This window comes from Wenyingzhuangia sp. IMCC45467, assembly GCF_054111205.1.
In genome coordinates this window covers 1349652-1362474 of the sequence record NZ_CM134196.1, presented here as the reverse complement: position 1 = coordinate 1362474, position 12823 = coordinate 1349652, and the positions used below count along the sequence as shown (strand labels likewise).

General features: G+C 31.4%; 11 protein-coding genes. 7 read left to right on the top strand and 4 right to left on the bottom strand.

What is annotated here, in order from left to right; genetic code table 11:
* Positions 1 to 1446, bottom strand: coding sequence for a TonB-dependent receptor (locus ACXGQT_RS05795; RefSeq protein ID WP_457830802.1), 1446 nt, complete (start codon positions 1444 to 1446; stop codon positions 1 to 3).
* An 89-nt stretch (positions 1447 to 1535) separates the two neighbouring features.
* Between ACXGQT_RS05795 and ACXGQT_RS05790 the strand changes: the two genes are divergently transcribed.
* Positions 1536 to 2297 carry an MBL fold metallo-hydrolase gene (locus ACXGQT_RS05790; RefSeq protein ID WP_457830458.1) on the top strand — a complete coding sequence of 254 codons (762 nt, stop codon included), beginning with the start codon at positions 1536 to 1538 and terminating at the stop codon, positions 2295 to 2297.
* Between the two features lies 1 nt (position 2298).
* Here ACXGQT_RS05790 and ACXGQT_RS05785 read toward each other — a convergent pair whose 3' ends face one another.
* From ACXGQT_RS05785 to purB, 3 genes are read right to left on the bottom strand one after another with little or no spacing between them, the layout of a single operon-like run.
* Positions 2299 to 3930, bottom strand: a complete 1632-nt coding sequence (locus ACXGQT_RS05785) for a M1 family metallopeptidase (protein WP_457830457.1) — start codon at positions 3928 to 3930, stop codon at positions 2299 to 2301.
* A 37-nt stretch (positions 3931 to 3967) separates the two neighbouring features.
* A complete protein-coding gene (locus tag ACXGQT_RS05780; RefSeq protein WP_457830456.1) occupies positions 3968 to 4339 on the bottom strand; it encodes a hypothetical protein in 372 nt (123 codons plus the stop codon).
* Between the two features lie 3 nt (positions 4340 to 4342).
* Positions 4343 to 5686, bottom strand: a complete 1344-nt coding sequence (gene purB, locus ACXGQT_RS05775) for an adenylosuccinate lyase (RefSeq protein WP_457830455.1) — start codon at positions 5684 to 5686, stop codon at positions 4343 to 4345.
* 176 nt (positions 5687 to 5862) lie between these two features.
* Here purB and ACXGQT_RS05770 point away from each other — a divergent pair, with 176 nt between their 5' ends.
* From ACXGQT_RS05770 to ACXGQT_RS05745, 6 genes are all read left to right on the top strand, one after another.
* Positions 5863 to 6939, top strand: coding sequence for a toxin-antitoxin system YwqK family antitoxin (locus tag ACXGQT_RS05770; protein WP_457830454.1), 1077 nt, complete (start codon positions 5863 to 5865; stop codon positions 6937 to 6939).
* A 109-nt stretch (positions 6940 to 7048) separates the two neighbouring features.
* Complete coding sequence (mnmA, locus tag ACXGQT_RS05765) at positions 7049 to 8239, top strand: tRNA 2-thiouridine(34) synthase MnmA (RefSeq protein ID WP_457830453.1); 1191 nt, start codon at positions 7049 to 7051, stop codon at positions 8237 to 8239.
* 23 nt (positions 8240 to 8262) lie between these two features.
* Positions 8263 to 9891 (top strand): S8 family serine peptidase, encoded by a 1629-nt coding sequence (locus ACXGQT_RS05760; protein WP_457830452.1) that lies wholly within the window; start codon positions 8263 to 8265, stop codon positions 9889 to 9891.
* A gap of 1 nt (position 9892) precedes the next feature.
* Entirely contained in the window at positions 9893 to 10831 is a 939-nt protein-coding gene (locus ACXGQT_RS05755) for an NAD(P)H-dependent flavin oxidoreductase (RefSeq protein ID WP_457830451.1), read from the top strand.
* 5 nt (positions 10832 to 10836) lie between these two features.
* On the top strand, positions 10837 to 11310 hold the full coding sequence (locus ACXGQT_RS05750; protein ID WP_457830450.1) for a DUF1456 family protein: 474 nt from the start codon (positions 10837 to 10839) through the stop codon (positions 11308 to 11310).
* Between the two features lie 225 nt (positions 11311 to 11535).
* Positions 11536 to 12726: an MFS transporter gene (locus tag ACXGQT_RS05745; protein ID WP_457830449.1), complete on the top strand. Its 1191-nt coding sequence runs from the start codon at positions 11536 to 11538 to the stop codon at positions 12724 to 12726.
* Positions 12727 to 12823 lie beyond the last annotated feature (97 nt).

The following is a 12823-nucleotide window of genomic DNA, read 5'->3' as shown; positions in this document are numbered from 1 at the left end:
CTAATTGTTTAAGTTTTTCTTGTAACCAAATAGACCTTTAAATTTAATGGTTTCAGCAATTCCTTCTGGTAGCATTGCTTCCCAACCTTCTTCATTAGCATTTATTTTTCTAAATACATCTTGCCCTTGTATTTTCATGTGGGAAACATCGTATTCGGTAATATCTATAATTTTGTTGGCTTGTTTAAAGTACTTATATAGTTCTTTAACTTTATGGTTTAGCCTTAAATTATTACTATCAATAATTGATTTCTCATCTTCTCCTAAAATAGGGTATAAGTATATTTTTAAGTTGTTAGAGAATAACTTTCCTATTCCTTCTAATATACTTCCTTTTAGGTTGTTGTAGTATTTAATATCAAAAATATTCATGATACTGTCTGTACCCATAGCAAAACCAATTTGCTCGTTGGTAAATTCTCCAAAGTATTCTACCAACTTGTAATATTCTTGAAAATTGGTAATCATTACTATTTGTCCTAATGAACACAACAAATCAGCTCTGTCTAAAAAGTCTCGTTCATTAATTTCTCCTTCATTTTTTAAATTAGAAAGTGTTATTTCAAAAATAGTTCTAGTGGCTTCTGGGTTTACTCTTTTGTTTTCAAAAAATAACTTTTGAGAACCTTCATAAACATCCATGTTAATTTTGGTAACAGGTCTAAAACGCCCTCTTAGTGCTAAAATATTCTTTTTGTATAATTCTTGAGCAGGTAATAAGTTTTTACCTAAAGAATCAAACATTACGGCATTGGTCATTCCGTTTTTAACCAATTGTAAACTCATCAACCTGTTGTCAACATATGTAAAACGAGGTCCAGAGAAATTAATCATGTCAATTTCAATTTCATCTAAATCTATATTATCATATAAAGATTGAATTAAGTCTTTAGGATTGTCGTTGTAATAAAATGCTCCATAAATTAAATTTACACCTAAACGACCTAAGGTTTCTTGTTGTAAAGTTGCATCTGTTTGTTTAAAACGAGTGTGTAATACAATTTCGTTATAGCGTTCATTAGGGTCTAATTGAAACTGAATTCCTACCCATCCGTGACCTTTGAATTTTTTAGCAAAATCTATAGTGGCTACGGTATTGGCATAAGAAAAATATATTTTTTCAGGGTGTTTGTTTCTGTCTAGTCTGTCTTCAATTAACTGAATTTCGTGACGTAACATTTTTTTTAAACGACTTTCGGTAACATATCGGTGGTGTTCTTCAACGCCATATATCGCATCGGAAAAATCTTTATCATATGCACTCATAGCTTTTGCAATGGTTCCCGAAGATCCTCCAGCCCTAAAAAAATGTCTTACAGTTTCTTGTCCGGCACCAATTTCAGAAAATGTTCCGTAAATATTTTTATTAAGGTTAATTTTAAGAGCCTTTGTTTTACTGGTTAGGATATTTTCTACAGGTATGTCTCCTTTGTGTATTACAGCCATGTGATTGTATTCTATGTTTACTTTCAAATATACCAAATTTTGTGCCTTAACTAACTGTGTTTTCGTATTTTTGAGTAAGATTTTTTTAGATGAAGATAACTTTTTTAGGCACAGGTACTTCGCAAGGTATTCCGATGTTATTGTCTGATGAACCTGTAAATTTTTCTACAGACAATAAAGATAAAAGAATGCGTTCTTCCATTTATATTCAATGGAAAGATAATTCTTGTTTAATAGATTGTGGAGCAGATTTTAGAATGCAAATGTTACAAAATAATGTAAAGAATATTGATGGAATTTTGTTTACCCATGAACATTCTGATCATATTGCTGGTTTAGATGATATTAGACCTTTTTGTTACAAAGCAGGACCAATGCCAGTCTATGCTATGTCTAGGGTAATGAATAGTTTAGCTAAAAGATATGATTATATTTTTAGTACTGAAAATAGATATCCTGGAGCAGCAGCAGTTGTTCCTAATATAATAGAAAATACTTCATTTCAATTTAAAGATAAAACGATTATTCCTATTGAAGTAGATCATGGAGGTTTGTCTATTTTGGGGTATAGAATAGATGATTTTGCTTATTTAACAGATGTAAAAACAATTAAAGAATCTGAAATTAAAAAACTACAAGGAGTAAAAACATTGGTTTTAAATGCACTTAGAATAGAGCCACATTTCACCCATTTAAATTTAGATGAAGCTTTGGATATGGTAAAAAAAATCAATCCAGAAAAGGCTTATTTTACTCATATTAGTCACAGACTTGGGTATCATAAAGAAGTGAGTAAAACGTTACCAGACAATGTGTTTTTAGCGTATGATGGCTTGCAAATAGAGGTGTAGTTTAAATTCTATTAACATTTATATAAAAATTTGGATCTACTTTAAATTGTAAGTTTTTTCCATTAATTTTTTTCCATTGATATTCATTGGGAATGATCCACTTTTCTTTTCCGTTAATATAAACTTTAATAGGCATGTTAAAATCATCAACCACATTTTCCCAAGCATAGTAAATACAGTTATTTTTAATTTCTATTAATAATGTTGGAATTTTTGTTGTAGTTAAATATTGATTAAAAAAGCTTGTTAAATCTAGCTTTGATTGTTTGTTTATATAATTAATTATTTGAGTTCCTGTAACTGTTTGATGATAAAACTCTTGATTTATTCCTGTTAAAATACTTCTCCATTTTTTATCATTATTAATAATTTGACGTAAGGTATGTAGCATTAAATGTCCTTTAGGATACATGTCAGCACTTCCTTCGTGATGTACATTGTAAACACCTATAATTGGAATATCATTTTTTACCAAAGATCTTTGTCCTTGTGCATATTCATTTCCAGCTTTTGTTCCATAATGATAGTCTACAAAAAGGGTTTCGGAATAAGAGGTAAAGGCTTCATGAATCCATAAATCTGCAACATCTTTACAGGTAATGTTGTTGGCAAACCATTCGTGACCAGATTCGTGAATAATAATAAAGTCAAACTTGCTACCCCAAGTAGAGGTTCCCATAGGATATCCTAAATAACCTTTTAAATACTGGTTTCCGTAAGCTACACAGCTTTGGTGTTCCATTCCTAAATATGGAGTTTCAACAAGTTTATATCCGTCTTCATAAAAAGGATAAGGTCCAAACCAATATTCAAATGCAGCTAACATTTTAGGAACGTCTTTAAAATGTTCTTTGGCTTTTTTTAAGTTGTTAGGAAGTACATAATAATTACAATCTAAGTTTCCTTTTTTTCCTTTGTAAATTTCGCTAAAATGAGCATACTTAGCAATGTTTAAACTAATACCATAATTGTTAATAGGGTTAGTAACTTTCCAGGTATAAGAAGTGGTATTGTCTTTGTTTTGTTGGATTTTGATGTTTTTACCGTTAGAAACATCCATCAAAGAATCTGGACAAGTCACGGTAATTTGCATATTTTCAGCTTCGTCAGCAGGATGATCTTTACAAGGCCACCAAACACTGGCTCCAATAGATTGGTTGGCAGAGGCAATAAAATCATTTCCATTTTTATCTTTACTCCAAACAATTCCGCCATCCCAAGGAGCTTTTACTGCTTCTTTTGGTGTGCCATGGTAATAAATAGTAATTTTTTCATAAGCATTGACTTTTTGTTGTTTTGTCAACTTAATAAAGTAACTAAATCCATTTTTTTTATACTTTAATTTTGTGTGATTTTGAATTACAGAGTCTATTAGTAAAGGAGTTTGTAGTTCTATTTGTAAAGTTTGATGTTTTTTTAAAACTTTATACGTAATGGTATTACTTCCTTTTATGCTTTTGGTTTTAGGAAAAATACGAACATCTAAAGTATAATTTTGTACATCCCACCAAATTCGTTCGGGGGTAATACTACCTCTAAGGCTATCCTGTTTAGTGAAAGTAGTTTTAGGGGTAAAATCTTGAGCATATAAAAAACTGCACAAAAAAGTGCAAAGTAGGGTAAACTTATACATAGCAATATTATTTAAAATGTGCTTTTGTGTAAAAAAGTTAGTCTTGTACAATATGAGTTGTTCCACTTTGTACAAAATCACTTCCTAAGTAAGCACCTTTAAATTTATAATAATTATTTTTAATGGCGGTAATTCTTACTTTAAAAGGAATACTATCTAGTTTGCTTTGTGGGTTTACTTTCAGTAGCTCATATTCAAAATTAGAATTCCAATGAATGTGAAAAGTATCAGTTTGATTTTTGTAGTATTCTATTTGTAAATCTTTGGTTCTATAAAAATGAGAACTGTCTTTACGTTCTCCCAAATAAGTTTTAAAATGTCCTGTTCTAAAAGACAAAACATCCGTTTTATTTCCTGAATTACAGGAAATAAAAACGGATGCTGATATGATATATAGTAGAAATCTCATCAATTAGATTCCTGTATAGTTTGCTGGAGTAATTACTTTTAATTCAGCTTTAATTTCATCAGAAACTTCTAAAGTATCAATAAAGTTAGCAATAGTAGTTCCAGTAATTTTTTCGTTAACACGAGTCAATCCTTTTAAAGCTTCGTAAGGATTTGGATAAGCTTCTCTACGTAAAATAGTTTGAATTGCTTCTGCAACTACAGCCCAGTTGTTTTCTAAATCTTTAGCAAAAGCATCACGGTTAATTAACAATTTACCTAAACCTTTTAAAGTTGAAGCAAAACCAATTAAAGTGTGACCAAAAGGAACTCCAATATTTCTTAAAACAGTAGAGTCCGTTAAATCACGTTGTAATCTAGATACAGGTAATTTAATAGCCAAGTGCTCAAAAATAGCGTTTGCAATTCCTAAGTTTCCTTCAGAGTTTTCAAAATCAATAGGGTTTACTTTGTGTGGCATTGCAGATGAACCTACTTCTCCCTTTTTAATTTTTTGTTTAAAATAGTCGTTAGAAACATATGTCCAAACATCTCTATCTAAATCAATAATAATAGTGTTTATTCTTTTTACAGCATCAAAAATAGCAGCCATGTGGTCATAGTGCTCAATTTGAGTTGTAGGGAAAGAGTGGTGTAACCCTAAAATGTTTTCTACAAAGTCAGTTCCAAAAGATTTCCAATCGATGTTTGGATAAGCTACGTGGTGTGCATTGTAGTTTCCTGTAGCTCCACCAAATTTTGCAGCATGAGGAACTTGTTTTAATAAAGTAATTTGTTGTTCAATACGTTCTACAAATACCATAATTTCTTTTCCTAAACGAGTAGGAGAAGCAGGCTGTCCGTGAGTACGTGCTAACATAGAAACATCGTTCCACTCAGCAGCCAATTCTTTTAACTTGTTTACTACAGCTTCTAATTCAGCATCGTAAACTTCATCAAACATATCTTTAATGGATAAAGGAATGGCTGTGTTGTTAATATCTTGAGAAGTTAATCCAAAGTGGATAAATTCTTTAAATGCTTGTAATTCTAAAGCATCAAATTTTTCTTTAATAAAATACTCAACTGCTTTTACATCGTGGTTGGTTACTTTTTCAATGTCTTTAATTTTTTGAGCATCAGCAGAAGTAAAGTTTTGATAAATCTTTCTTAAATCTGCATATAAATTTGTGTTGAAGTCCTCTAATTGTGGTAAAGGAATTTCACATAAAGCAATAAAATACTCAATTTCAACTTTTACTCTGTATTTAATTAATGCTTCTTCAGAATAGTAAGCAGCTAAAGATTCTACTTTTCCTCTATATCTTCCATCAATAGGAGAGATGGCATTTAAATTTGATAAACTCATGTTTTTGTAAATATGTTTAAGCGACAAAAGTACGTCAAATTAAGAAAAGTTAAAAGATGTTTTTTTGTAATCCTTAAACTTTGTAATTTCAATTTTTTTATAATCAAAAATTATAGACATAACACCTGTCTAGGTCTTACGTTATATAGAATGTTATCACGTTAAAAAATATTTTCATGTATAAAAAAAGTGTATTCTTTTTATTGTTTTGTGTGCCTTTATTCATTTTTGCTCAAGAATTTAACAAATTTGATGCGCAAGGAAAGCGACATGGGTTTTGGGAAAAAAGATATGATTCTGGTAGAGTTCGTTATTCTGGAACTTTTGAACATGGAAAAGAAGTAGGGGAGTTTTTGTTTTACGAAAACAAAATTATTAACAATTATCCTGCAATTAGAAAAATGTTTGATAATGATATTGACAAAGCAACGGTTACTTTTTATGATATATATGGTAAAAAGAAAAGTGAAGGTGTAATGATGGGGAAAAACCGTGTGGGGCTTTGGAAGTATTATGACCCTCAGGGGAAGTTAATTCTGATTGAACATTATGAAAATAATCAATTAAATGGTGTACGAAAGGTGTTTTATAGTAATGATAGTATTGCTGAAGTTAGTGAGTATAAAAATGGAATGTTAAATGGTGTTACGTCTCGTTTTTCTAAAGATGGTATTAAGTTGCACGAAATGACTTATCAAGAAGGATTGCTACACGGACGAGCAAAGTTTTTTGAAGTGAATGGAAATCTTAAAGAGTCTGGGTTATACTATAAAGATTATAAAGTAGGAAAATGGGATTTTTATATCAAAGGAGAATATATGGGGTATAAAGAACCTAACAAACAAAGAGAACACCCATCGGATGAAGCTATTTTAGCAAGTATTGATGAAAAATCAGAAAAGCCTAAAGAGTATCCTAAACTTAGTGACGAAGAAATATTAGAAAATATTGAACGTAAAAAAGAGAAAGAATATTCATACGATCCTCCTTCTGATGAAGAAATATTAGAAAATATCAAAAGGAAAAAAGCCCCTAAAAAGGAATATTCTAAAATTACAGATGATGAAATTCTTAAAAGTATTGCTGCAAAAATGGAAGCTAAAATAAAGGAGATTAAAAGAATAGAAGATGCTGAGATTTTAAAAAACATCCAAAGAAAAAAAGCTGAAGAAGAAAAAGAAAGGGTTAGAAAACTAACTGATGAAGAGATTTTAGAGAACATTAAAAAGAAACAAAAAGAAAGCAAAAATTAAGAGAGAAGCTTGTTTGTCTAACAAAGATAAACAAGCTTTTTTTTGATCCACGGTTTGGGTTTCTAACTCTTATTTTTATACTATCTTTGTAACCTCAATTTTTTTGAATATGAAACGTGTAGTAGTTGGACTTTCAGGAGGAGTAGATAGTAGTGTAGCAGCGTATTTGTTACAGCAACAGGGATACGAAGTGATTGGTTTGTTTATGAAAAACTGGCACGATGATTCTGTAACTATTTCAAACGAATGCCCTTGGTTAGAAGACAGTAACGATGCCATGCTGGTGGCAGAAAAATTGGGAATTCCTTTTCAGGTAGTAGATTTAAGTAAAGAGTACCAAGATCGTATTGTAGATTACATGTTTAAGGAATACGAATTAGGGAGAACCCCAAACCCTGATGTACTTTGTAATCGTGAAATTAAGTTTGATGTGTTTATGAAAATAGCATTGAGCTTAGGGGCAAATTATGTAGCTACGGGGCATTATTGCCGTAGAGGAATTACACAAGATACTAATGGAAATGAAGTATATCAATTAAAAGCTGGAGTTGATAATAATAAAGATCAATCTTACTTTTTGTGTCAATTATCTCAAGAACAATTGTCTAAAGCTTTGTTTCCTATTGGAGAATTAACCAAGCCAGAAGTAAGAGAAATTGCCAAAGAATTAGATTTGGTAACTGCCGATAAAAAAGATTCGCAAGGGTTGTGTTTTATTGGTAAAGTTCGTTTGCCAGAGTTTTTACAACAAAAATTACAGCCTAAAGAAGGAGTGATTGTTCAAGTTCCTAATACTTTTGATGGATACACAAGAAAAATTCCTGTATTTGATAATAAGTTAGAAGAGCTGGCCTTTCACAGTCAAAAATACACTTACTCTGTTGCCAACGGAAAAATTGTAGGAAAGCACCAAGGAGCTCATTATTTTACCAAAGGTCAGCGTAAAGGTTTGGCTGTTGGAGGAACACAAGAGCCTTTGTTTGTGATTGAAACCGATGTAAACGAAAATGTTATTTATGCTGGCGAAGGAAAAAATCACCCAGGATTGTATAGAAAAGTATTATTTGTAAGTAACGAAGAATTACATTGGATTCGTGAAGATTTGGCTTTAGAAATAGGCGACTCTCTTGATGTGTTGGCAAGAATTCGTTATCGCCAACCTTTAGAAAAAGCAACTTTATATCAAGTGCCTAACGGAATGTATGTGGAATTTGAAAATCCACAATCAGCCATTCAAGAAGGACAATTTGTGGCATGGCATTTAGAAGATGAACTTTTAGGATCGGGAGTAATTGCGTAACTTCACTACAAACTAAAATCTGGATGAAAAAGTTTGTGTTTTTGATGTTTTTATGCTCAAGCATGTTACAGGCTCAAGAACACGCATGGGTTTATTTTAAAGACAAGCCTGATGCACAAACATACCTAAATAATCCTTTAAGTTTTTTATCGCAACGCGCTATAGACCGTAGAGATCATCAAAACATTAGCATTACTACTCAAGATGTTCCTGTTGAGGATTCTTATGTTTTATCAGTAAAAAACAGTAACGGTATTACGGTAAAAGCAACATCAAAATGGTTAAATGCGGTTCATGTATTTGGTTCAGAAACGGATATTGTCAATCTTCAAAATTTAACATTGGTAGATAGCATTCAGTTTGCCAATAAAAATTTAGCTGTTATTAATACATCAACTTCTAAACTTAGCAAAGTTTCTAAAATAAATAAGTTTGATGAAGAGGTTATCTCTGTTTATAATTATGGACAAGCTACCAATCAAACAGAAATGTTAGGAGTAGAAAAGTTTCACAACACAGGAATTGAAGGTAATCGCATGCAAATAGCTATTATTGATGCAGGTTTTTACGGTGTAAATACAGCCAGTGCTTTTAGTCATTTGTTTGATAATGATGAAAGTAATGGAGAAATTTTAGGAGGATATGATTTTGTAAATAATACTAGTAATTTTTATACCCATACAGGAACTACCCACGGAACACAAGTATTGTCTACCATTGCAGCCATTAAAGAAAACGAATTTGTTGGAATGGCTCCTAAAGCAAAATTTTATTTGTTTGTTACAGAAGATGCTGCAAATGAAACTCCTTTAGAAGAAAGTTTATGGGTACAAGCGGCAGAGAGGGCAGATAGTTTGGGGGTTGATATTATCAACACTTCTTTAGGTTACAGTGAGTTTGATGAAAGTAAGTATGATTACACTTATGCCGATATGGATGGAAAAATCACGTTTATTACACGTGGAGCCAATATTGCTGCACAAAAAGGAATGGTAGTTGTAAATTCTATGGGGAATTATGGAAATGATACTTGGCATTATTTAACTGCTCCTGCAGATGCAAATAATATTATAGCGGTTGGTGCTGTAAATGCCAATGAAGATATTGTTGGGTTTTCTTCTTTTGGACCTTCTGCAGATAATAGAATTAAACCAGAAACCTTAGCTCAAGGAGGTAATGTTTTTGTTGTTAATGAAAATAATCAGGTAGGAATATCTAATGGAACTTCTTTTTCAGGGCCTATTATTGCTGGGGCAGTAGCTTGTTTATGGGAAGCATATCCTGAGAAAACAAGTTTAGAAATTAGGCAAATGGTTATGGAAAACTCAAAAGATTATATAAATCCAACAAATCAAAGAGGGTTTGGGGTTTTAAATATAAGTAATTTGGCTTCTCAGTTACTATTTGAACTTCCTTTTACAGAACCTCCTTTTTATATTATACATGGAAATCGTAGTGTTTATGTACAATTACATCAAAATTTTAATGAGGTTTCCATCCAAATATTCTCTACGTTGGGAAATTATATAGCAGATAAAAAACTGACAAAGAATAACAATGGTTTTTTAATAGAAAATTTATCGCCTGGAATATATTATGTAAAATATCAATTTATGGGTAAAAGTAAGGTGATGACTTTTTTCAAAAGATAATATGCAAAATAATAGAATTACAAAATTATTTAATATAGATTATTCCATCATTCAAGGAGGAATGGTTTGGGTTAGTGGATATAAATTAGCATCGGCAGTAAGTAACGCTGGTGGATTAGGTTTGATAGGGGCAGGCTCTATGTATCCAGAAGTTTTTAGAGAACATATCCAAAAATGTAAAAAAGCTACAGATAAACCTTTTGGAGTAAATTTGCCGTTGATTTATCCTGATATCGATAAAATGGTTGATATTGTGATAGAAGAAGGAGTAAAAATTGTTTTTACATCGGCAGGGAATCCTAATACATGGACATCAAAATTAAAATCGCATGGCATTAAAGTGGTACATGTGGTGAGTAGTATAAAGTTTGCTTTAAAAGCTCAAGAAGCTGGAGTTGATGCTGTAGTGGCAGAAGGTTTTGAAGCAGGTGGACACAACGGACGTGAAGAAACTACCACGTTTACCTTGATTCCAATGGTTAAAGAACATTTAACCATTCCTTTAATTGCAGCGGGAGGAATTGCTAACGGAAGAGGGATTTTAGCAGCTGAGATTTTAGGAGCAGATGGTGTGCAAATAGGGAGTAGGTTTGCTGTGAGTACAGAATCATCGGCACATATAAATTTTAAAAATTTAATTACAGAGTTGCAAGATGGTACTACACAATTAACTTTTAAAGAGTTGGCTCCTGTTAGGATTATCAAAAATAATTACTATCAAAAATTATTAGATTTATATCAAACCCATCCATCAAAAGAGACTTTAAAAACCTTTTATGACAATGCTAAACTTAAAACGGGTATTTTTGAGGGAGATGTAATTGATGGGAAATTAGAAATAGGGCAAATTGCGGGATTGATAAAAAAAGTTAAGCCCATTGCTACTATTATGGAGGAAATGATTACAGAATACAAAACTGTAAAACAAAATTTAAATTAAAAGGAATGACAAATAATGATGTGTTTAGAAGATTGAAATATGCTTTTAATTACAATCCAGAAAAAATTATATTACTTTTTAACCATGTTGGTGTAAAAGTAGAGAGAGAAGATATTTCTACATGGTTAGAAAAAGATACCGAGGAAAAAGAAAACTTATCTTTATCTGATGAGCAATTTGCTAGTTTTTTAAACGGGATGATTATTGAAAATAGAGGAAAAAAAGATGGGCAAATTCCGGTAGCAGAAAAAGAATTAGACAATAATATTGTTTTTAGAAAATTGAGGATAGCCTTAAATTTAAAGGATACCGATATTTTGGATTTGCTAAAATTAGCAGGATTCAATTTTGGGAAATCAGAGTTGTCTGCTTTTTTTAGAAAACCAGGACATCAGCATTATAAAAAATGTCAAGACCAAGTGTTGAGAAATTTTTTAAACGGATTGTTTCTTAAACAACAAGAAAGTCAAAAAAAGTAATTCTTAAAAACCAAAGCCAAAACTATTTTGTTTTGGCTTTGGTTTTTTATAATCACAAAAATTAATACGAATTTAACAATTAGAAACCTTTTTTGTTTCTAAAATTTTAGTGTTTTTAATAAGTTTCAAACAAATGTTTAAATCTGTTTGAAGTCACTGATATTCATTGTTGTTGCTAAAAAAATCAACGTACATTTGCAATATTAAATTAACCCTATATATTTTATGAAAAAGGAATTACTACCCTTAGCCTTAGGAGGTTTGTCTATAGGAACCACCGAATTTGTAATGATGGGATTGTTGCCTACCATTTCTAAATATTTTGATATTACTATTTCTCAAGCAGGAGGTTTTATTTCTATGTATGCTTTAGGAGTGGTTATTGGAGCTCCATTAATCGTGTTTTTATCTGGAAGATTTACTTCTAAAAAAATATTATTAGCCTTAATGGTTATTTTTACGGTATTTAATTTATTAAGTGCTTTAAGCCCTAACGAGACCTTTATGTATATTTTCAGATTTTTGTCTGGGTTGCCTCATGGGGCATTTTTTGGTGTTGGGTCTATTGTAGCAAGTAGATTGGCTAAAGAAGGTCAAGAGGCCAAAAATATATCTATGATGTTTGCAGGTTTAACTTTTGCAAATTTAATTATGGTGCCCCTGGGGACTATTTTAGGACAAACTTTTTCTTGGAGAATAACTTTAGGAATTGTAGCAATTATAGGTTTTTTAACTCTGCTATCTTTATTTTTATGGTTGCCTAATTTGCCTATTAGAAAACAAACTGATATTAGAGGAGAACTATCTTTTTTTAAAACCAAAGAAGCTTGGATTATTACTTTAATGACAGCCATTGGAACTGGAGGTGGTTTTGCATGGTTAAGTTATATAGCTCCCTTAATGACAAAAGTTGCTGGGGTTGATGAAAAGTATTTAATGGGAATTATGATGCTTGTTGGCTTAGGAATGGTGGTTGGAAATATATGTGGTGGAAGATTAGCTGATAAAGTTGCTCCAGTTAAAGCTTGTATGATTTTGTTTGGAGCCATTGCTCTAAATCTACTGCTGGTTTTTCTGTTAGCAGATAATGCTATTATTGCCTTAATTTTGTGTTTTACAGGGGGAGCATGTTTTTTAGCGCTAGGAGCACCCATACAAATTTTAATGATTAAAACAGCAGGAAAGGCCGAAATGGTTGGGGCTGGAGTTACTCAAGCAGCTTTTAATATAGGGAACTCAGTAGGAGCTTTTTTAGGAGGATTAATTCTAACATTAGGCTATGGTTATAAATATCCATCTTTATTAGGTGTTGTTCTAGCCATAATAGGAGTGGGGTTTACTTTATTATTACTTAAAACCAATAAGAAAAAACAGGCTGATTTAGAGTTAGGAAGATTGGCTAGTTGTGATAAATAAAATATTATTTATTTACATATGAGGCTGTCTGAAAAGGATTAGAAAACGTTGTTCTGAATTCATTTCAGAATCACAATATCCTATTAAACAATAATTA